16 protein-coding genes are annotated in these 20,758 nt (G+C 59.3%); 6 read left to right on the top strand and 10 right to left on the bottom strand.

The features are described 5' to 3' along the window. Window positions 1–31 precede the first annotated feature (31 nt). On the bottom strand, window positions 32–631 hold the full coding sequence (locus MAIT1_RS05395; RefSeq protein WP_085441285.1) for a ClpXP protease specificity-enhancing factor SspB: 600 nt from the start codon (window positions 629–631) through the stop codon (window positions 32–34). A 103-nt stretch (window positions 632–734) separates the two neighbouring features. Here MAIT1_RS05395 and MAIT1_RS05390 point away from each other — a divergent pair, with 103 nt between their 5' ends. Continuing rightward, entirely contained in the window at window positions 735–1,565 is an 831-nt protein-coding gene (locus MAIT1_RS05390) for a ferredoxin--NADP reductase (RefSeq protein WP_085441284.1), read from the top strand. Window positions 1,566–2,000: 435 nt separating this feature from the next. Here the strand turns inward: MAIT1_RS05390 and rlmD are convergent, their stop codons facing one another. Further along, window positions 2,001–3,344, bottom strand: a complete 1,344-nt coding sequence (gene rlmD, locus MAIT1_RS05385) for a 23S rRNA (uracil(1939)-C(5))-methyltransferase RlmD (protein ID WP_085441283.1) — start codon at window positions 3,342–3,344, stop codon at window positions 2,001–2,003. Window positions 3,345–3,721: 377 nt separating this feature from the next. Between rlmD and MAIT1_RS05380 the strand changes: the two genes are divergently transcribed. Next, window positions 3,722–4,309, top strand: a complete 588-nt coding sequence (locus MAIT1_RS05380; RefSeq protein WP_085441282.1) for an MORN repeat-containing protein — start codon at window positions 3,722–3,724, stop codon at window positions 4,307–4,309. A gap of 166 nt (window positions 4,310–4,475) precedes the next feature. Continuing rightward, window positions 4,476–7,247 (top strand): response regulator, encoded by a 2,772-nt coding sequence (locus MAIT1_RS05375; RefSeq protein WP_085441281.1) that lies wholly within the window; start codon window positions 4,476–4,478, stop codon window positions 7,245–7,247. Window positions 7,248–8,320: 1,073 nt separating this feature from the next. Here MAIT1_RS05375 and ligA read toward each other — a convergent pair. Continuing rightward, window positions 8,321–10,705: an NAD-dependent DNA ligase LigA gene (gene ligA, locus MAIT1_RS05370; protein WP_241893418.1), complete on the bottom strand. Its 2,385-nt coding sequence runs from the start codon at window positions 10,703–10,705 to the stop codon at window positions 8,321–8,323. A 395-nt stretch (window positions 10,706–11,100) separates the two neighbouring features. On the opposite strand from ligA, the gene MAIT1_RS05365 reads away from it, so the two are divergent. Genes MAIT1_RS05365 through MAIT1_RS05355 form a run of 3 tightly spaced genes read left to right on the top strand, consistent with a single transcriptional unit; the run spans window position 11,101 to window position 13,711 of the window. Further along, entirely contained in the window at window positions 11,101–12,174 is a 1,074-nt protein-coding gene (locus MAIT1_RS05365; RefSeq protein WP_085441279.1) for a hypothetical protein, read from the top strand. Then, window positions 12,174–12,872, top strand: coding sequence for a hypothetical protein (locus MAIT1_RS05360; RefSeq protein WP_085441278.1), 699 nt, complete (start codon window positions 12,174–12,176; stop codon window positions 12,870–12,872). Before MAIT1_RS05365 ends, MAIT1_RS05360 begins: the two co-directional genes overlap by 1 nt. Next, on the top strand, window positions 12,869–13,711 hold the full coding sequence (locus MAIT1_RS05355; RefSeq protein WP_085441277.1) for a formyltransferase family protein: 843 nt from the start codon (window positions 12,869–12,871) through the stop codon (window positions 13,709–13,711). The genes MAIT1_RS05360 and MAIT1_RS05355 overlap by 4 nt, the downstream gene beginning before the upstream one ends. Window positions 13,712–14,225: 514 nt before the next feature. Here the strand turns inward: MAIT1_RS05355 and alaS are convergent. From alaS to fliQ, 7 genes are all read right to left on the bottom strand, one after another. Further along, window positions 14,226–16,862: an alanine--tRNA ligase gene (gene alaS / locus MAIT1_RS05350; RefSeq protein ID WP_085441276.1), complete on the bottom strand. Its 2,637-nt coding sequence runs from the start codon at window positions 16,860–16,862 to the stop codon at window positions 14,226–14,228. 95 nt (window positions 16,863–16,957) lie between these two features. Beyond that, a complete protein-coding gene (locus MAIT1_RS05345; protein WP_158089326.1) occupies window positions 16,958–17,407 on the bottom strand; it encodes a regulatory protein RecX in 450 nt (149 codons plus the stop codon). Window positions 17,408–17,418: 11 nt separating this feature from the next. Further along, window positions 17,419–17,820 (bottom strand): PIN domain-containing protein, encoded by a 402-nt coding sequence (locus MAIT1_RS05340; protein WP_085441274.1) that lies wholly within the window; start codon window positions 17,818–17,820, stop codon window positions 17,419–17,421. Continuing rightward, the gene (locus tag MAIT1_RS05335; RefSeq protein ID WP_085441273.1) at window positions 17,817–18,065 is read right to left on the bottom strand and encodes an AbrB/MazE/SpoVT family DNA-binding domain-containing protein; all 249 of its coding nucleotides are present in this window, start codon (window positions 18,063–18,065) and stop codon (window positions 17,817–17,819) included. The genes MAIT1_RS05340 and MAIT1_RS05335 overlap by 4 nt, the downstream gene beginning before the upstream one ends. Window positions 18,066–18,127: 62 nt before the next feature. Beyond that, window positions 18,128–19,246 carry a flagellar biosynthesis protein FlhB gene (flhB, locus tag MAIT1_RS05330; RefSeq protein WP_085441272.1) on the bottom strand — a complete coding sequence of 373 codons (1,119 nt, stop codon included), beginning with the start codon at window positions 19,244–19,246 and terminating at the stop codon, window positions 18,128–18,130. Between the two features lie 78 nt (window positions 19,247–19,324). Beyond that, window positions 19,325–20,122, bottom strand: a complete 798-nt coding sequence (gene fliR, locus MAIT1_RS05325) for a flagellar biosynthetic protein FliR (RefSeq protein ID WP_085441271.1) — start codon at window positions 20,120–20,122, stop codon at window positions 19,325–19,327. A gap of 21 nt (window positions 20,123–20,143) precedes the next feature. Next, window positions 20,144–20,413, bottom strand: a complete 270-nt coding sequence (gene fliQ / locus MAIT1_RS05320) for a flagellar biosynthesis protein FliQ (RefSeq protein WP_085441270.1) — start codon at window positions 20,411–20,413, stop codon at window positions 20,144–20,146. Window positions 20,414–20,758 lie beyond the last annotated feature (345 nt).

Here is a 20,758-nt window from a genome sequence, read left to right as displayed (position 1 = left end):
GCCTTGGAAACGTCCGATAGAGTTTTGCAATCTATTTGATTAAGCGCAGGTTTGGTTTGCCGCGTTGGGGGGGATCGCTGGGCGGACCATCGCCATCGGGGGGCGTCGGCGATTTTTCGTCTGCGGTGGAATCGGGCGCAGCGGGCGTGGCGCCGTCGATGACGCGAAATGCGGGACGCGGTTCCGGCGCAGGCGTGGGGGTCGGCTCTTCGCTGGCTTTCTTGGCGCTCTGCACCGCCTTCTGACGCGCCTCTTCGGGCATGTCGATGCCTTTGTTCTGCAACGAGTGAGAGAGCCAGTAGCTCTGGCGGATCTCATCGGGCATCGATTCGGGCCACAACATGCCGTGGCCGGTATCGGGATTGAAGGCGCCCCACAGCGCGTCATAGGGGATGATGCAGTAGTGCGGAATACCGCCAAAACGCAACTCCGATTCCACCCCATCGGGACCGATGTGAATCGGCTGCGGCATGTTGCGGTTGAGCACCAGACGCAGCCCGGGATCGTTATGAAAACGGCTCGGCGTCTCCACCCCGGCGCGGGTGGCGTCCAAGCACAGCATGACCCGCCCCTCCTCTTCAAGCAGATAACGGATCACATCGGGTTTATCGGGTTGTTCCATGGCGTCCATGGCGGCTACTCTAGCACAGGATATCGCCCCGTGGGCAAGGTTGCCTGAACGCAATCAGCCAACCAAATTTCAGTAAACCCGTGAATGGAAAGGAGCGCTCGGCATGGCTGCATCCAAAGAGTACAACGCCACTTTGGTTCAACGGGTGGACATTACCCCGCATTTGGCGATCTTTCGCGTCAAACCCGATGATGGGGATTTCGCCTTCACCGCCGGGCAATTCGCCGTGCTGGGGATGAAATACAACGCACCGCGCGCCGCCGACTCTGATGAGGAGGAGCCGGTGGATGAGGCCAAGGCCGAGCGCTTGATTCGCCGCGCCTACTCCATCAGCTCCGGCAGTCATGAGAATGAGTTCCTGGAGTTCTATATCTCCATGGTGCAGAGCGGCCAACTCACGCCGCGTCTGTTTGCTTTGCAGCCGGGTGATCGTCTGTGGCTGGGTCCCAAAGCCAGCGGCATGTTCACCCTGGATCAGACCCCGCCGGGCAAATCGATTCTGATGATCGCCACCGGCACCGGTTTGGCGCCCTACATCAGCATGGTGCGCACCATGGCCATGGGCGTGGGGTGTCCGGCCTCCCAGTTGGCCATTGTTCACGGCGCCAGCTATTCGTGGGATCTGGGCTATCGCAACGAATTGCAGTCGTTGGCGGAGAAGTGCCCCAATTTCCACTATGCGCCCATCATCTCGCGCCCGGAGAAGGACCCAGACTGGAGCGGACGCACCGGGCGGTTGAACACCTGGTTTGAGGATCCAGAGAAATTGCGTGAAGTGGCGCAGTTACCGCTGGATCCCAGTCAGACCCACATCTTCCTGTGTGGTAATCCCGGCATGGTGGAGAGCGCCGAAGCGGTGTTCACTCAGCAATATGGCTACGTCAAGAGCAGCGCTAAGGAGTCCGGTTCACTGCATTTGGAGAAGTATTGGTAAGCTGAGATTGGAAGTGACAGTCAGTCAAATTCAAAATTAGCCATTGGTGATTTTGGCGATGGAAGATATCGAGGGCTTCGCCCTCGAGCTCCCAACTTCTACACCGTGGGCTCCGCCCTGGATTGCACACCATTGGCGCTGGGGGCGCGGCCCCCAGACGATTCGGCAGGATTGCCGAATCGGACTCGCGTAAGCGAGCCCGTAGGGTGAGGGCCATGGATGGCCCGAATCACCCCGCCGCCGACTGGTCGGCGGCCAATATAGTAAGTCAAACCGAGAATCGGACATGTTCGGGTTTTGGATAATGAAAGATATCGAGGGCTTTGCCCTCGAGCTCCCAACAACCAAACCGTGGGGCGCCGCCCCACACCCCGCTGGGGGCGCGGCCCCCAGGCCCCGCCGCCGACCAGTCGGCGGCCAATAGTCAGCGCAAGCTCAATCTACGTCACGCAAACATTTTGTAAACCGCGCCATCAGCTCCACATGGCCGGTTTGCGGGAACATCTCCAGCGGAATCGCCTCCTCCAGCGTATAGCCCCCCCCTATCAGCGTGCGCGCATCCCGCGCAAACGCCGCCGGATCGCACGCAATCCAGATCAACCGCTCCGGCCCAGCCTCGACCAAGCGCTGCGCAATCAACGTCGCTCCATCGCGCGGCGGATCGCACACAATCAGATCCCACTCGTCCAGCTTCATGCCAGACACCCGCTGCGCATTGAACAGATCCGCCTCTTCAAAGCGCGCATTGGTCAGATTCAGCGCCCGCGCGTTCTCCTTGCCCCGCGCCACCGCCGGGGCGTAGCTCTCCAACCCCAACACCTGCTCGAACTGCTGCGCCAGCGGCAGGGTGAAGTTGCCCAATCCACAGAACAGATCCAATGCGCGTTTGCCGCGTCCCGCCCACTCCATGGCTTTGGCCACCATCCAACGATTCACCGCCGGGTTGGCCTGGGTGAAGTCGCCGGGCTGGAACGTCAGCTGCAGATCCGTTACCCCATAACGCAATGGGCGGTGGTTGATCAGCGCCTGCATCCCCTCTTTGCGCCCCGTCTGTAACCACAATTGCGCAATTCCCGTGCGCTCGGCGAACCGCTCCAGCGCGGCGCGATCGCGTCCATTGGGCGTGCGCAGCACATGCAGAATCACCGCAACCTCATCGGCGCCGTCGCCGCACGTCAGGTCTGCCTGAGGCAGACGTTCGCGCAAGGAGAGTTCGCCAATCAGTCGCCGCAGAGGGTCGATGAGCGCAAACAGCTTTGGATCCAGCACCGGACACTGTTTGAGATCGGTCACCCGGTGGCTGTTGGGGGCGAAAAAACCCACCAATGCGCGGTCGCGCACCCAGCGGATTTTGAGACTGGCGCGACAGCGATAGCCGGTGGCGGGTGAAGCGATGCAGGTTTGCTCAACACACGCTTCGGCCTGATCCCGCGCCACGCCGCCGATGCGGGTGAGCGGGTCGATCACATATTGCCGTTTGGCGTCGTGCTGGGTGGTTTCATCCAGATGCTGCATCTGGCAGCCGCCACAGGCGCCGTAGTGACGACAGAGCGGCTCGACGCGATGGGGGCCCGGCTCGCGCAATGTGACCAGTTCACCGATGGCGTGGCGCTTTTTGATGGTGACCAGACGCGCATCGATGACGTCGCCGGGCGTGGTGTAGGGGATAAACACCACCCGGCCATCATGAAATGTCAGTCCGCGTCCGCCATCGGCCAGACGTTCGATGGTCAAGGGGATGGTGGGTTGCGGCTGAGAGGGGGAGTTTGTTGGCTTCATGCTGCGGAATGTATCATATCCCGCTGCTGATGAACCGATAGAAAGAGAGAGGCTCTCTGTGCATTGAATTTTTTGTTGGTGATCGTCGCTTTCGAAATCATGCGCACCCAAAACCACGCAGAACGACCAATGTTTGCGTGATACAGGTTGAGCTTGCGCTGACTATTGGCCGCCGACAGGTCGGCGGCGGGGTCTGGGGGCAGCGCCCCCAGCGGGGTTTGGGGCAGCGCCCCAAGGTTTGGTCGTTGGGAGCTCGAGGGCGGAGCCCTCGATATCTTCCAGCGCCCATATGTTCAGTTCTAAATGCTAGTGACGATATCTTCTGTTTCCCCATGAATGAAACGTCTGATTTTGGCTTCTTGTGACTCCGTAACGCCATGATCCCTTTTGATCCCTTCTCCCAGGCCCCCACGGTGCTGTTTTGGCTGTTTGTCATGGCCACGCTGGTGCTGTTTGTGATCGCGGTCACCCGGGATTACACCCACTTCTTCTTCCGCCGCGCCGAACGCATTGAGCGACTCAAACGCGGACTGCCGCCCGAATCCAAAAAAACCACCGGCTTTACCTGTTTGCGCGGCAACGCCAAGGAGGGCTTCAGCGTGGTGCGCTTCGCCAATGGCAATGTCTATCGCGGTTACTACCACAAGGGACGCAAACATGGTCAGGGGCTGTTCATCTGGCGCGATGGGCGGCGTTATGAAGGGGAGTGGCGCAACGGGCGCATGAATGGCGTCGGCGTGATGTCTTTTCCCTTAGGCAGTCGCTATGTAGGTCAGTTTGTTAACGATAAAAAGCAGGGCAGCGGCGTCTATCACTGGGCCAATGGCGGCGTTTATGAGGGAGAGTTTCACAATAATCTGCGCCATGGATTGGGCGTTTATGTCTCACCAGAGGGCAAACGCTTTGCAGGCATATGGCGTGATGACGCCTGGGTGGGGCGTCAATCCGAGCGTTTGGTAAAATGATTGACCATGCAGTGATGCAACGGTTTTGTTTTGCTGAATAAGCGCTTATAATCTGCGTAAATAGGATGTGATTGAAACCCACAATTTTGTTAATTAATTGTTAATATTTTTTGGTGTTCGCGTATTTACGCGAACGTCAATCTAGTCCTATGGAGAGCGCCCATCCATGAGCAGCGGCCTCAATCACGAAGCGGAAGAGCCGTTTGACGACTCCATTCGCGTGCTGCTGGTGGATGACCAGGAGAGCACGGCGGTGGGGTTGCGCCGTATGATCGGCGGTCTGGTGGGGCTGCAGATTGAGTACTGCGCCGACCCGCTGCAAGCGGTTGCGCGCATTCAGGCGTTTCAGCCCACGGTCATTCTGCTGGATATTCAGATGGCCCGGCAGGACGGCATCACCCTGCTGATCAAACTGCGCGGCCAGCAGCGCACATCGCACATTCCCATCATCATGCTGTCGGTGGAGGACAATCCCGACACCAAGGCGCAGGCGTTCGCCATGGGCGCCAACGACTATCTGGTCAAACTCCCCGCCTCCAGCGAACTGCTGGCGCGTCTGCAACACCACTCCAACGCCTATATCAACTACTGCCGCCATGAGCGCAGTCAGGCCAAGTTGAGCGCCCAGAGCGCGCAGATTCGCGCCATTGTGGACTCGGCTTTGGACGCTATCGTGTTGTTGGATGAAGAGGGCGGGATTCAACGCGCCAATCCCGCCGCCGCCACGCTGTTTGAACTCTCCCTGAGTCAGTTGCAGGAGATGTCGTTTGCGCAACTGGTGACGCTGCCCGGCGTGGAGTCGGATCACTTCTCCGACCGTATTCAATCCCTGATCAGCCGTCACAACGAGTGCTTGGGCATTCGCGCCAATGGCTCGTTTACACTGGAGGCCTCTATCTCCCCCATGCGCTTGATAGGGCGCAACCACTATGCGGCGCACCTGCGCGACATCACGCTGCGCAAAAGCCAGGAGGCGCAGATTCTCGCCTTCAATCGCACCCTGGAGGATCAAGTCAGAACACGCACCCAGGAGTTGCAGACTATCAACACGCGTTTGGAGTATGAGATCGAAGCGCGGCGCGCGGCGCAACAGCAGGAGCATCGCGCGCTGGAAGCGCAGAATCTGGTCAATCAGTTATTGCATATCGGTCTGACCACCGATCCCCTGAGTGAACGACTCGACGCCATTCTACAAGCGATTATCAACTCCAGCTGCTTGCCCAAGCCCAATGGCGGCGCGGTGTTTATTTTGGATTCTGTGGCGCAGGATCTGAAATTAATGGCCCACCATGGGTTGTCGGAATCGGCCATTGCTCAGTGCGCCAACGTGCCGTCGGATCAGTGCGCCAGCGCTTATCCGGAACGCTCTGCTTCGGGCCAAGTGGAGTTGATGACCTGTGAGATCTCCTGCCTGCAATATGCTTTTGAACAACACAATGTGCCTGTAGAGGGGATGAAATGTATTGCGCTGCTCTCCGGGCGGCGCAATCTGGGCGTTCTGGTGCTGTTTCTGGATCCACGGCAGAAGGCGTTGGATGAGTCGCATCAACTGCTGCTCGATAGCCTGTCGCGTACGTTGGCGATTCTAATTGATCGCGATCGTGTGGAGGTCATGGAGCGGGACAAATTAAGTGCTGAGGCAGCCAACCACGCCAAGAGCGCTTTCCTGGCCACCATGAGCCATGAGATTCGCACCCCCATCAACACGGTTCTGGGCCTGTCGGAACTGCTGTTGGAGACACGGGTGGATGAGGAGCAGTACGACTACCTGCAAACGTTGCATCGCGCGGGCGAAACGTTGCTGGCGGTGATCAACGACATTCTGGATCTCTCTAAAATCGAAGCGGGACAGCTTCATCTGGAGAACACCGTATTCAACCCACGTCATGTGCTGGCGCGTACGCTGGACCTGTTCTTGATGAAAGCGCGCGAAAAGGGCGTGGCGTTGACGCTGAATGTGGATGAGCGCGTGCCTATGCGGGTGTTGGGCGACTCCAACCGTCTGCGTCAGGTGGTGATGAATCTGGTCAGCAACGCCATCAAGTTCACTCAGGAGGGCAATATTTCAGTGGAGGCGCGTCCGCATCCGGATATTGCCGACCATATTCTGTTCAGCGTACAAGACACCGGCATTGGCATCGCCTCGGATAAACAGCAATCGATATTCGAGCCGTTTGTGCAGGCCGAATCCGCCACTACCCGCCGGTTTGGCGGCACCGGGCTGGGTCTATCCATCTGTCGGCAGTTGATTGAAAAGATGTCCGGCGAAATTCATCTGTCCAGCAACCCGGATGAGGGCAGTCGCTTCCTGTTCCATCTGTTACTGCCTGCTGTGTCGGAATCAGTGGATGAGAGCGAACAGAACGCGCAAGCGTTGGCTGATGCAAAAACCGACCAGGAGCGGCGCCAGGATTCCGATCGCCGCAGCAGTGATCGCCGCTGTGGACTGGACCGACGCGCTGAGTTGGAGCGCCGTAGCGGTGATCGGCGCTCGTTGGATCGTCGGCGTTTGCGGCGTCACAAACCGGATGAAGACGCGCCGATTCTCAATGCCGATAGTCGTGAGATTCGTCTACTGCTGGTGGATGACACCGAAGATAACCGCACGTTGATCCGCGCTTTCCTGAAGAATGTTCCCTTGCAATTGTCAGAGGCGGTAAACGGCCAGGAAGCGTTTGAGCAGTTTCAGCAAAACGAGTTTGATCTGGTGTTCATGGACGTGCAGATGCCCATCATGGATGGCCACGCCGCCACCCGCGCCATTCGCGCTTGGGAGCATGAACAGAAGCGTGCCCCCACCCCCATTGTGGCGTTTACCGCCTTTGCCATGCAGAATGATGTCAATCAGGCTCTGGATGCCGGTTGCAACATGCATTTGACCAAACCCATCAGCAAAAACAGACTGTTGGAGGTTGTCAAAGAGTTGACTAGCAATTAGTTCAACGCGTTCACTATTCCCATTCCTGTGCTGACACAGCGTTTTTTTCAAACAATCCCTGCAAAAACTTCTTCAGTCCCTTCCCTGTTATTCCGAAAAATATCTCAAGGCGATCGAATCATTGGTCTCTGAGCAAGAAATTTCGCTTTTTTCGCTCAAGTCAAACCACGCCATTGCCGATACGTTTTGTGAGCGCAATGGAATGGATGGAAATCCCAAATGACTTGGGTCCCATGGAATGGGGGAATGGCTCATGTATCCGTATACCTATCCTGGCATGCTGAGCATCCTGGATCAGCCCAAACGCGGGTCTGATCACACTTCGTCTGACGCGGTTCAGCCCATCTCTTCTCGCGGCCTGAATCAGACGTCTGGGCGAACCTCTCCGGGTTCTTCCCAATCCTCCGATTTCGATTCCATCTTGCAGCAGTGTTTGCGTCGACAGCGTTCCGGCTGATTGCTTGACTGTCTCTTTCGTTGTCGAGTTTTTATGCATAACCTTCTGATAATCTTCAGGAGAGAATAAGAATTCACGGCGGTTCCTGTGTGCCTCAGACACTCAGTAACACGCCAAGCGCATCAAAAAGATGCGTTGATACCGTTTCCCTTTTCCCTTCACTTGGCGGGAGGATCCACCGACGCACTTTCTCATGTCGGCCCTCCCCATTTTTTTATCTATTTGTATGACTTTTATTGTTTTGCTGGATGCGTTGGAAGAGGAAAGATATTGAGGGCTGCGCCCCAAACCCCGCCAGGAAATTATAGTAAGTCAAACCGAGAATCGGACATGCTTGGTTTTTGGATAATGGAAGATATCGAGGGCTCCGCCCTCGAGCTCCCAACTTCCACACCGTGATTCGGGCCATCCATGGCCCTCACCCTTCGGGCTCGCTATGCGAGTCCGATTCGGCAGTCCTGCCGAATCGTGGGCGCTGTCCACACCCGCTGGGGCCGCAGGCCCCAGACCCCGCCGCCGACCAGTCGGCGGCCAATAGTTAGCGCAAGCTCAATCTGCGTCACGCAAACATTGGCTGTTCTGTGCGGTTTTGGGTTCTCGAGAATCTAAAACGATTTCACGCCATACGCGCTTTTACATCGTCAGGGATGCGCCCGGCCAGCAACTCCGCCAGTCCCGATTCATCCAGCACCGGCACGCCCAGATCCAGCGCCTTGGTCAATTTGGAGCCCGCTTCCGCCCCCGCCACCACACAGCCGGTCTTTTTGGAGACGCTCCCCGCCGCCTTGGCCCCCAGCGCAACCAACCGATCCTTGGCTTCATCCCGCGTCATGCTCTCCAAGCTTCCCGTTAGCACCACCGTCAATCCCGTCAACGGCGTCCCCTGCGCGTCCGCTTCATCGCCCGTTTGGGCGTTTTGAGCAGGCGCCGTTTGCCAAGGCGCCTGAATGGCGGCGACGCCCAACGCATCCAGTTGAGTCAAAATCTCGCGATTGTGCGCCTCGGCGAAAAAATCCAGAATGCGATGCGCCACAATGGGGCCGACATCCTCAATGGCTAACAATTGCGCCTCATCTGCGGCCATGAGGGCGTTGAGATCGGCAAAGTGGCTGGTTAGCGCCCGCGCGGTGGCCTCTCCCACTTCGCGAATGCCCAGGGCAAACAGCAGCCGACGCGGCTCGGCGTTGCGACTGACATCAATGGCGGCCAGTAGATTTTCCACCGATTTGGCCCCCAGACCATCGAGCCGCTCCAGTTCATCGCGCCGCTCATGTAGACGGTAGATATCGGCGATGGAGCGGATAAAGCCCAGGTCGAGAAACTTCTCCACCCACTTGCCGCCCAGTCCGTCGATATCCATGGCGCGACGGGCCACGAAGTGCTTCACCGCCTCGCGCACCTGCGCCGGGCAACTGAGCCCGCCCACACAGCGCAGCGCCTTTTGCGTCCCGGCCTCATCGAACGCCACATGGGAGCCGCATTCGGGACAGGCGGTAGGCGGCTCGAACGGCGCGTTGCGCGGCGCATCATCGGTTTGCGGCATCACCTGCACCACTTCGGGGATCACATCGCCGGCCCGACGCACGCTCACCCGGTCGCCAATGCGCACATCTTTTTGCGCCAGCAGGCTGAAATTGTGCAGCGTGGCGTTGGTGACGGTGACCCCCGCCACCTGCACCGGCTGCAGACGCGCCACTGGGGTCAACACACCGGTGCGCCCCACCTGGATGTCGATGCCGCGTACGGTGGTGATCTCCTCATGGGCCGGGTACTTCCAAGCGATGGCCCAGCGCGGCGCGCGGGCGACAAAGCCCAAGCGCTGCCGGTCCTGTAAGCGATCCGCTTTGAGCACCGCGCCGTCGATCTCATAGGGCAGGCTATCGCGTTTGGCGCCCAGCTGCTCAAAGTAGGCGATGCACCCATCCGCGCCGCGCACGGTGTGAATCTCCGGGCAGACCGGCAGGCCCCATTGACGCAATTTGTTGAGAATTTCCGTATAGGAGTCCGGTAGCGCGCCGTCGGTGACCTGTCCCAAACCATGGCAGAAGAGGCGCAGACGTCGACTGGCGGTGATTTTGGGGTCCAACTGCCGCAAGGAACCCGCGGCGGCGTTGCGCGGATTGGCGAACAACTTCTCCCCCGCCGCTTCTGCTTGTTGATTGATGCGGCGGAAATTCTTCAGGGTCATGAACACCTCGCCGCGCACCTCCAGCAGCGGTGGCCAATCCTCCCCTTTGAGGCGCAATGGCGCATCGTGAATGGTGCGCGCATGGGCGGTGACATCCTCCCCTTCGCGTCCATCGCCTCGCGTAGCGGCTTGAACCAATTCGCCATTGCGATAGAGCAGGGAGATGGCCAGACCATCCAGTTTGGGTTCAGCCACATAGGTGAGAGTTTGCGGTACGGCTTCGAGCAAGGTTTGACGCAAGCGGCGCAGAATCTCCGGCTCTTTGCGTCCGGCGCTGAGCAGCTCGGCGTTGCTCGGCGGCGATGGCGCGTCAGTCAGGTGTGTGGGCAACGCGGTCATGGCCAGTTGCAGCGCTTGCTTGGCCAGTGCGCTCAGACTCATGGGGTCCTTGCCCAGGGAGTCCAGCGTAGTCAGCCCGCGTTCGCTTTTGAAGTTTTCGGCGATTTCCGCCACCACCGACTCCACCAACCCTTCGCGGGCGCGGCGGTCGAACTCCCGCAGCTCCTCATTGCTGAAGGCGTTATCCAGCGACAGCATGGGCACAACGTGTTGCACCTTGGCGAATCCATCCAGCGGCGCGCCGCCCACCCGTTGGGTGGGAGAATCGGCGGTTTTTAGCTCGGGATGCTCCTGCTCCAACGCCTGCAGCTCGCGAAACAGGCGATCATATTCGCTGTCGGGAACCTTGGGTTGATCCATCACATAGTAGTGATGGGCGTAGTCGGTGAGCAGGCGACGCAGTTCGGCGGCGCGTTGAGTCGTAGCGGCGTTGGGCATGGGGATTTTTCGGATTGGCGTGAAACGACGTTTCATTTCTGCACATTTTATGGGGAATCACCCGCTAAGGTCCATTCTTCGTCTGTGATGAAATTGCGCAATGGGTATTGGATGCATCACCGAAATTGCGATGGGTTGGCATGAAACCCGCTATCCTTGGGCAAGCGGAATTCGTGAGTCAAAACTAAAACTGCACAGAACGGCCAATGTTTGTGTGACACTGGTTGGTCTTGCGCTGACTATTGGCCGCCGACTGGTCGGCGGCGGGGTCTGGGGGCTGCGCCCCCAGCGGGGTGTGGGGCGGAGCCCCACGGTGTGGGTTTTGATCTTGGGAGCTCGAGGGCGAAGCCCTCGATATCTTCCAACACCCTTGTATTCACTTTTGAATGCTAGCGACTATTTTCACAGAAATTCAGCCAGGAGAGGGCGACGTGAGCAACGCCCAACCAAGGGTTACGTTTACTCCGCTGCCAGGACGCAGCTTTCTGCATCATCGCGACGCCAAGGGCGGCCTGTGGGCCACGCGCGGGCGTGAGATTTTGTATGGCGACGGCAAACAGTGGCGGCGTCATGGGCGCTTCCCTTTCTGCTCGCCGCGCGACTGGGCCAGTTGGTTCCGTCTGGGACAGCGGGTGTTGCGCGGCGACAAGTGCAATCTCTTCCTCACCAGTCAGGGGCGTCTGCTGGGCATTCGTGGCGGCTGGGTCTTTGCGTTGCCGGATCCTGATGCTGGGCACAAACACTCCTTGCGGCCCCTGTTCGCCATTCAGGGCGACTGCGTGCTGCATGGCGGAATCCATGAAGCGTCGGATGGTTGGATCTACTTTGGCGAGTACTTTCGCAACGCCGAGCGCGGGCCTGTGCGCATCTGGCGCATTGCGCCGGATCTGAGCCAATGGGAGATCGCGCATGAATTCGCCCCCGGACAGGCGCGTCATGTGCACGGCGTGTATGGCGATCCATTTGACCCCAGCGCCATCTGGGCGGCGGTGGGGGATGAAGATGGCGAGTGTTATCTCTACTGCACCCGGGATCGTTTTGCTCACGTCGATCAGTTTGGCGACGGCACACAGCTCTATCGCGCCGTGCGGCTCTTTTTTACGCCGAAGCATATCTGTTGGCTGACCGATAGCAATTTGGCGCAGAACTACGCATGCCGCCTATCGCGACAGGATGGTGTGTTGGAGGTGGGTCAGAAGGTCGATAACTCCTGCTGGTATGGCGCCACCTTGAGCGATGGTCTGATGGTCGCCTTCACCACGGTGGAGGAGGGCCCGGGCATTTTGAGCAATGAGAGTCAGGTGTTGACCAGTCGCGATGGTTTCCATTGGCAAGAGGCGTATCGTTTTACCAAGGATCGCTGGCGTCCCATGAGTTTGTTTAAGTTTGGCGTCATCTCCTGCGCCGAAGGGCCCATGCCGCCGGGTGAACTCTATATCAGCGGCGAAGCGTTGCAGGGCTTGGAGGGACGCAGCGGCATTCTGCGCTGGGAGGAGTCGGCTTAATGGCGCATAGCGTGGAGCAGAAGAGCGTCGCTTTGTGGCGGCGTGGGGTGGCGTGGGTATTGGATCGCGCCGCCGATGCGTTGCAGCAGGAGATCACCCCGGATCAGCGGCAAGAGCTGTTTGCGCGCTGCATTGCGCTGTGTCACAGCGTGGGCGTGGAGACGCTGGACACTGATGAGCGTCACGCCTTGATGGTGGCGTGGACGTGGGGGCATCAGGCCGGATGGGTGGATGCGTCCTGTTCCATATCCATCGCGCCGAGCGATTCAGCGTCGCAAACAAGCGTATTGCAAAGTTGGATGAAAGCGTTACCCAATGACGCTATCGTCACGCCGAAAACCGGCGCGGCGCCGGAACTGGCGCGCTTTCTTCCCCTCTGGGTGAATCATGCCGATGCGCGCTTGGCTGCGCAGATGGAGCGTCTATTGCGGCATATTGAGATTCGGCGTCAGGATTGTCTGGCCGATGGCGCGGGTCGGTCCATGCCGTGGCCGCAGCGCGCGCGTATTGCCGCCGCATTGGCGGAGTATGCTCGCAGGCAACTGGATTGGCGCTTTGTGAATGGCGCGTTGAAATTGACCGATTGGGATTTCCCCCGCTCCCTTCCCCGCCGTTACCGTCCCGGACTGGCCGCCATGGCGTGGGCCATCGCCGCCCAGGAGCAAGCCGTTCAACATCTGTGGGAGCAAGCGCAATGAGCGCCCCCTCTTCCGCTCCTTTGCGCGTGGCGATCCTGGCGCCCATGGATGGCAGTATCTATGCGCGCATGTTGCTGCATCAACTCCAGGACGAAGCCAACATCACCCCCTGCGCCATCGCCATTCGCACCCCATGGACCTGGAAGCGCATGCGCAGCGAGTTGCGTCGTGACGGCGCGCGTCTGCTGCGCAAGGTCAAACGCAAGATGGTGTTTGGCCATCGCGGCGAAACCTTGGTGTCCAATGGCGTGGAGACCCTCACCGCACTGGCCCGCACGCGCGGGCTGGAGGGTGTGGGACTCTCTCAACTGGCGCAGGTCGCTCAGGTTCCCGTCGCCACCTTTGCCGATCACAATGACCCCGATTGCCTTGGCTTCCTGCAACAGGCGCAGCCGGATGTCATCGCCTTTACCGGCGGTGGATTGATCCGCAAGAAGTTGCTCTCTTTAGCGCCTCATGGAGTGCTCAATGCGCATATGGGCATTCTGCCCCAGTGGCGCGGCATGGATGTGGTGGAGTGGCCGGTCCTTTCGACTCCACAACCCTTTGGCGCCGATCTGGGCATCACGCTGCATCGCATGGATTCCGGCGTGGATACCGGCCCGATTCTGCTGCGTCGGGTGTGCCAGGTGTTGCCGGAGGATGATTTCGCCCTCATCCGCCGCCGTCTGGAGCGCATGATGTGGGAGTGCATGCTTGACGCGCTGCGGGGATTGCGCGATGGCGCATTAACCCCCGAACCACAACTTCAAGAGCAGGGACGGCAGTACTATGTGATGCATCCGCGCATTGAAGAGTTAGCCAATCGGCGTTTGGCTGATTGGTTGGAGACACTTTGAGTCAATCGGGTTGAAGATGAAAGATATCGAGGGCTTCGCCCTCGAGCTCCCAACTTCCACACCTTGGGGCGCCGCCCCAAACCCCGCTGGGGCCACAGGCCCCAGACCCCGCCGCCGACCAGTCGGCGGCCAATATAGTCGCTAGCATTCAATAGTGAACATTTGGGCGCTGAAAGATATCGAGGGCTATGCCCTCGAGCTCCCAAGGTCAACATCCAAACCGTGGGCTCCGCCCACACCCGCTTAAGGGTCACAGACCCTTAAGAATCCCGACAAATTTCCGTTGGAAATTTGTCCCATAGTCAGCGCAAGTTCAGCCTGCGTCACGCAAACATTGAGCGATTTGGATGTGTGTCATTCTGGATTCAAGCGACTATAGTTAGCGCAAGCTCCACCGACGTCACGCAAACATTTTGGTCGTTTTGTGCAATCCTGGGTTTCGCTTGCCGAAACGTAAATCGGCCATCTCCCTAGGAAGATGACCGATTGGATTCCGCACTTATCAAATTTCAGTTTAGCCGAGCTGTTCCCCCAACCAACCGGGAACCGCCTTCAGCAGCGCCGCAATCCCCGCCGGATCGCTGCCGCCGCCCTGAGCCATGTCGGGACGTCCGCCGCCCTTGCCGCCCACGTGGGGCGCGGCGAACTTCATCAGATCGCCCGCTTTGACTTTGCCGGTCAGATCCTTGGTCACCCCGGCGATGAGGGCCACTTTGTCCTCCCCCGCCTGCGCCAGCAGAATCACCCCGGAACCCAGTTGATCGCGCAGACGGTCCAGCAGATCGCGCATCGCTTTGGACTCCACGCCCTCAATCTGCGTGGCCAGCAGTTTGACGCCGCCCACCTCTACGGCTTTGGCCAGCAGATCGCCCACCATGTCGCCCGCTTTGGCCGCCTGCATCTTCTCCAGCTCTTTTTCCAGCTCCTTCTGCTTGGTCAGCAGCTTTTCGATGCTCTCAGCCAGAGCGTCCGGGCGGGTTTTGAGCAGTTGCGCGGCGCTCATCAGCGCCTCTTTCTCATTGCGGAAGGTCTCCCGCGCCACCGGCCCGCACACGCCTTCAATACGGCGCACACCAGCCGCCACGGCGCTTTCGCTGGCGATGCGGAACACCCCCATGTCGCCGGAGCGGCCCACGTGGGTGCCACCGCACAGCTCCAATGAGTCGCCAATGCGCACCACCCGCACCTCATCGCCATACTTCTCGCCAAACAGCGCCATGGCCCCGGCGGCCACTGCCTCATCGGGGGTCATCACCGTGGTCTCTTGGGCGGCGTTGGCGCTGATGGCGGCGTTGACGCGATCTTCAATCTCATTCAACTCCGCAGGCGTCACCGCCTGGAAGTGGGAGAAGTCCAGACGCATGCGGCCATCGCTTACATGGGAGCCTGCCTGCTTCACATGCTCGCCCAACACCTGACGCAGCGCATGGTGCAGCAGGTGGGTGGCCGAGTGGTGCAGACGGATCAGATGACGGCGCACGGTGTTGACGTTGAACTCCGCCGCTTCGCCCACTTTGATGGCGCCTTTGGCCACATGGCCATGGTGCACGATGAGGTTGGGCAGCGGTTTTTGTGTATCCGTGACAATGAAGCGCGCGCCATCGGCGGTTTCGATCACGCCGGAGTCGCCTACCTGACCGCCCGACTCGCCATAGAACGGCGTCTGGTTGGCGATAAGCGAGCCCTTGTCGCCCTCGGCCAGGGACTCCGCCAACGCGCCCTCTTTGACCAGCGCCGCCACTGCGCCGCTGGCGCTTTCGGTCACATAGCCGAGGAATTCGCTGCCGCCCACCTTCTCCTGAACTTCGTGATAGATGGCCCCAACGCTCTCTTCGCCCGAGCCGGCCCAGGCGGCGCGGGCGCGCTTACGCTGTTCGGCCATATGGGCGTTGAAGCCCTCTTCATCCACGCCGATGTTGCGGTCGCGCAGAATGTCGGCGGTCAGGTCCAGTGGGAAGCCATAGGTGTCATACAGGGTGAACAGGGTCTGCCCATCCAGCACGTCGCCCGCTTTGAGACCGGCGGCGTTCTCCTCCAGAATCTTCAGACCGGCGCTTAAGGTTTTGGCGAAGCGCTTCTCTTCGGTTTCGATGATCAGGGCGATGGCGTTGCGCTGTTCGGCCAGCTCCGTATAGACGTCGCCCATGTGCGCGGCCAGCACCTCCACCAGTTGATGCATGAAGGGCTGTTCAATACCCAGCAGTTTGCCGTGGCGCATGGCGCGACGCATGATGCGCCGCAGCACGTAACCGCGCCCTTCGTTGGAGGGCAGCACGCCGTCGGCGATGAGGAAGCAGGCGGCGCGGATGTGGTCGGCGATCACCCGCAGGGAGACGCGCTGCTCATCGGAGCAGCTGACATAATCCACTCCGGCGATGGAGCCCGCCGCCCGCAGCAGCGGTTGGAACAGATCGGTGTCATAGTTGTTCTGCTTGCCTTGCATCACCGAGGCGATGCGTTCCAGACCGGCGCCGGTGTCGATGCTGGGTTTGGGCAGCGGATTGAGATTGCCGTCGCTATCGCGATCATACTGCATGAAGACCAGGTTCCAGATCTCCACAAAGCGGTCGCCATCCTCATCCTCCGAGCCGGGAGGACCGCCCGCCACGCTGGGGCCGTAGTCGTAGAAGATCTCCGAGCAGGGACCACAGGGACCGGTATCGCCCATGGACCAGAAGTTGTCGTTGGTGGGGATGCGGATCACCTTCTCCGGCGGCAGACCGACGTCCTGGGTCCAGATGTCGAAGGCTTCGTCATCTTCGCTGTAGACGGTGACCAAGAGACGCGCCGGATCCAGCTTCAGCTCTTCGGTGACGAAGCTCCAGGCAAAGGGAATCGCCTCTTTCTTGAAGTAGTCGCCAAAGGAGAAGTTGCCCAGCATCTCAAAGAAGGTGTGGTGACGCGCGGTGCGGCCCACATTCTCCAGGTCGTTGTGCTTACCCCCGGCGCGCACACACTTTTGCGAGGTGACCGCGCGGGTGTAGGGGCGCTTCTCTTCGCCGAGGAACACGCTTTTGAACTGCACCATGCCGGCGTTGGTGAACATCAGCGTGGGGTCGTTGCGTGGAATCAACCCGGAAGAGCGCTCATGGGTGTGTCCATGCTTCTGAAAATATTGAATAAACCGTTTGCGAATCTCATTGCCGGTCATGACTGCCTCATACGCTTGACAAGGGCGCGCCGCGCACAGGTCACGGGCTGGATCGTTCAAAAACGGGGAAGTATACCACAAGGAAGCGGGCGGCGTCAGAGCCCTAAAACGCTACGAATGGTCTCACTGTCAAATCCGCGCCGCAGGAGGAAATCATAGCGTCGTTTGATCTCCCGCCGATCTGTCGTGGATGCTTCGCCAAAGCGTTTGATCAGCGCCTGCAGCGCCTGTTCCCGGGGATCGTTCTCCGGACGCTCCAGCGCCTCATCCAGAGCCAGGTCGATGACGCCGTCGGCCACCCCTTTGGCGCGCAACTCCTGACGAATGCGCTGGGCGCCTTGGCCGCGTCCCAGGCGGCTTTTGACCATCATCGCCGCATAGCGGGCGTCATCCTGATAGCCCAACTCCTGACAACGCGCCAAGGCGGATTCCGCATCCTGGTGGGAAGCGCCGTTTTGCTTTAAACGACTCACCAACTCGCGGGCGCCGTAGTCGCGTCGCGTAAGCCAGCGCAACGCCTGATCATAGACCTCTGCGGCGTCCATATCCTGCTGTTTCAGCTGAGAAGGTGAAAGAATGGATTGTGCTTGGCCGCGTGTTTGTCCAGCGTGATGGTGTGACGGCATCCCGCCTGTTGATTGCTCAGAGCGATCAGACAATCCGGCAGATCCAGCGTATTCTCTCGAGCTTGAACCAAAGCAGCGCGCAGTAGGTCGATCCGCTCTACATCAAAATAGGCGGCGTTGGCGATGCGTTCGATGGTGTCGAGAATATCCCCATGGGAAATTTCATAGGCGGATCTGAGCACCCAGACCAGCTCACAAATCACAATCAGGGTGATGCGTCCCGGCGTTTGTGGCGTGCAGTGTTGTTGAATGTATTGCGTCGCCTGCTGCGCCTGTGTTGGTTCGTCCCAAGTGAGGAATCGAACCAGAACGTTGGTGTCCAGACCAATCATCGCGCCTGTTTTTTTGCCTCTGTGGCGATGGCGGCATCCATCTGTTCCAGTGTTACCGGCGCGCGTTTGGGTTGGTGCAGAATACCCGCCAATTCCGTGATATCCGCATTTAGGGGCGTGAGAATCACCGCGCCATCCGTTGTGAGTTGGAAAGAGACCTTATCGCCTGGATGCAGGTGAAAATGGTCCCGCACCGCCTTAGGCAGGGTGATCTGTCCTTTACTGGTGAGCGTTGCGGTGGGCATGGCGCGACTCCTGGGTTGACCCTTGATTCCTTACTCACAGTAAGGTGATCAGAAGAGGAGAATCAAGCGGTTTCCCGATGCACAGCGTTGCGATGCAGCACCCGCTGCGCCATCTGTTCGCTGCGTCCGCGCAGGTTGTAGACATAGGCCAGCACTTCGGCCACCGCCTTGAACAGTTGCGGCGGAATCGCCTGCTCCACCTCCACGTCGCGATAGAGGGTGCGCGCCAGCGGTGGGTTCTCCACCCGGGGAATGTTGTTCTCTTCGGCGATTTCGCGAATGCGCAGCGCAATATGGCCCTTGCCCTTGGCGATGAGCATGGGCGCGCTCATCTCGCCGGGCGTATAGCGCAGTGCAATGGCGTAGTGGGTCGGGTTGGTGATCACCACATCGGCCTTGGGCACCTCCTGCATCATGCGGCTCTGGGCCAATTCGCGCTGAATCTGCCGGATGCGCCCTTTGAGCAGCGGATCACCCTCCATCTGCTTCATCTCATCTTTGACCTCCTGCTTGGTCATGCGCATGCCTTTGATGTGTTCGTACTTCTGATAGATGAAGTCGAAAATCGCCATCAGAATGAACGCCACCGTCACCCGCCACATCACGGCGAAGGAGTCGGAGACCAGGGTGGAGAGCATCTCCGCAATGGTGGTGTCGGCCAATCCCATAATCTGTTCGGTGTTGTTCTTCACCCCCAGATAGACGGCGATGCCGACGATGATGATTTTGAAGACGGATTTGATCGCCTCCACCACCGAACGCATGGAGAACAGACGCTTGACCCCTTGAATGGGGTTGAGTTTGGAGAGCTTGGGCTGAATCGGCTCGAAGGTGAACAGCCAGCCGTGTTGAATCAGCGCGGAAAGGACCGCCATCACCACAAATACGCCAAAGAAGGGCGCCAGATCCACCAACATGGCGATGAGCAGCTCGCGCAGCAGGACGATCATGCCCGGTTGGGTCAGATCGCCTTGAATCTGCCCCGAGAGCAGAAACATCATCTTCTCTTGCAGGGAGAGCCAGAGATTGGAGCCCTGCAACCAGAACAGCGCCATGGCGGCGAACATCAGCACCGCTGTAGCCACCTCACGGGAGGTCACCACCTGGCCTTTTTGTCGTGCGTCGGCCAGACGTTTGCCTGTGGGTTCTTCTGTCTTCTGGTCCTTATCTTCGTCCGCCATGGCCAGCGCTCCCGTTGGGATTCGGCGTCTGTGCGTCGATATCCATTAAGCTGGTTGGAAGGATTGATCGGTTTGAATTTACCGGAGGTTCACCACGCTAAACGCCAGATTGGCGAACGCCTCCATCTCTCGCACCATCACCTGACTGAAGATCGCCAACGTCAGGCCCATGATGAAAAAGCCCATCATCTGCGCAATGGGCATGGCGACGAAAAACACCTGAATCTGTGGCGAAGCGCGGTTGATCAAGCCCATGCCCAAATAGAGGATCTTTGACGCCACCACTACCGGCGCAGCGATGAGAATCGACAGTTCGAACATACGCATGAAGCCCTGTAGCGCCGCCTCATACAGAATGGCGCTCTCGGGCAACCCCTGCCCCAACGGCAGACTGGTGAACGAACGCGCAATTCCTTCGAGCATCCAGTGGTGTCCGTTGACCGCCAGAAAGATCATCAGGCTGGTCATATAGAGCAGGTTGGAGAGCACGCCCTCCTGCACGCCGGAGGTGGGGTCCATCACCATGGCCATGGACAGGCCCATTTCGAAGCCCATGATGGTGCCCGCCACCTGCACCGCCACCAACACCCAGTGCGCCAGCATGCCCACAATGGCGCCGATGAGCGCCTCAACAAACGCCGTGGTTCCCAACTCCCACGCCGACGCGCCCCCCTCCCCCGGCCACGGCGGAACCAGGGGATAGATGACCAGCGTAATGGCCAGCAGCAGGGTGACGCGCACACGCATGGGGCCAATGGCGCGGGAGAAGAACGGCGCGGCCAGAAACAGCCCGGTCAGACGCGCCAGCACCAGCGCCATGCGCTCCACTTCGCCCACTGAGAAACCGAGAAAATCCATCAGCGCCATGGGATCCATGATCGGCTCCTGTCAGCGGCGCTAACCCAACAGCGTGGGGATGGAATTGAACAGGTTTTGGAAGTAATCCACCAGCGTCTGGATCATCCACGGCAGGGTGATCATCAGCGCCAGGAAGGTGGCGAGAATCTTGGGGATAAAGGTCAGCGTCATCTCCTGGATCTGCGTGACCGCCTGCAACAGCGAGATCGCTACACCGACGATCAGCGCGGTGACCAGCATGGGCGCGGAGATCATCAGCGCAATGCGCAGCGCTTCGAGCACCAGGGATTGGACTGTTTCTACGGGCATGTGAACAGGCTCTAGTGGCTTGTTTCATTCATGAGAGAACCGCGTGACGGACGGTTATCCGCCCATCATGCCCAGCGCGCCGCACAGGGGCAAGGCGTTATGTTAATCGCCATCTGTCTCTGCGTATTGTTTGTCTGGATTATACTCAGTCAAATTTTGAGTTGAACATGAGCGATTTTGGCGATGAAAGATATCGAGGGCTTTGCCCTCGAGCTCCCAAGATCAACAGCCACACCGTGATTCGGGCCATCCATGGCCCTCACCCTTCGGGCTCGCTACGCGAGTCCGATTTGGCAATCCTGCCAAATCGTGGGTCCGCCCAATTTGTGAGATACGGCTTCGCCT

Origin of the sequence: Magnetofaba australis IT-1 (assembly GCF_002109495.1) — a bacterium.
Lineage (GTDB): Bacteria > Pseudomonadota > Magnetococcia > Magnetococcales > Magnetococcaceae > Magnetofaba > Magnetofaba australis.
This window is presented reverse-complemented; position numbering and strand designations above follow the sequence as displayed.

Bases quoted from the DNA above. Each gene is read 5' to 3' on its own strand.
- MAIT1_RS05380 (WP_085441282.1), top strand. From the start codon at position 3,722: ATGATCCCTTTTGATCCCTTCTCCCAGGCCCCCACGGTGCTGTTTTGG.
- MAIT1_RS05355 (WP_085441277.1), top strand. From the start codon at position 12,869: ATGAGCGCCCCCTCTTCCGCTCCTTTGCGCGTGGCGATCCTGGCGCCC.
- MAIT1_RS05375 (WP_085441281.1), top strand. From the start codon at position 4,476: ATGAGCAGCGGCCTCAATCACGAAGCGGAAGAGCCGTTTGACGACTCC.
- ligA (WP_241893418.1), bottom strand. From the start codon at position 10,705: ATGAAACGTCGTTTCACGCCAATCCGAAAAATCCCCATGCCCAACGCC.
- rlmD (WP_085441283.1), bottom strand. From the start codon at position 3,344: ATGAAGCCAACAAACTCCCCCTCTCAGCCGCAACCCACCATCCCCTTG.
- alaS (WP_085441276.1), bottom strand. From the start codon at position 16,862: ATGACCGGCAATGAGATTCGCAAACGGTTTATTCAATATTTTCAGAAG.
- MAIT1_RS05340 (WP_085441274.1), bottom strand. From the start codon at position 17,820: ATGATTGGTCTGGACACCAACGTTCTGGTTCGATTCCTCACTTGGGAC.
- MAIT1_RS05395 (WP_085441285.1), bottom strand. From the start codon at position 631: ATGGACGCCATGGAACAACCCGATAAACCCGATGTGATCCGTTATCTG.
- MAIT1_RS05335 (WP_085441273.1), bottom strand. From the start codon at position 18,065: ATGCCCACCGCAACGCTCACCAGTAAAGGACAGATCACCCTGCCTAAG.
- MAIT1_RS05390 (WP_085441284.1), top strand. From the start codon at position 735: ATGGCTGCATCCAAAGAGTACAACGCCACTTTGGTTCAACGGGTGGAC.
- fliQ (WP_085441270.1), bottom strand. From the start codon at position 20,413: ATGCCCGTAGAAACAGTCCAATCCCTGGTGCTCGAAGCGCTGCGCATT.
- MAIT1_RS05360 (WP_085441278.1), top strand. From the start codon at position 12,174: ATGGCGCATAGCGTGGAGCAGAAGAGCGTCGCTTTGTGGCGGCGTGGG.
- MAIT1_RS05345 (WP_158089326.1), bottom strand. From the start codon at position 17,407: ATGGACGCCGCAGAGGTCTATGATCAGGCGTTGCGCTGGCTTACGCGA.
- fliR (WP_085441271.1), bottom strand. From the start codon at position 20,122: ATGGATCCCATGGCGCTGATGGATTTTCTCGGTTTCTCAGTGGGCGAA.
- flhB (WP_085441272.1), bottom strand. From the start codon at position 19,246: ATGGCGGACGAAGATAAGGACCAGAAGACAGAAGAACCCACAGGCAAA.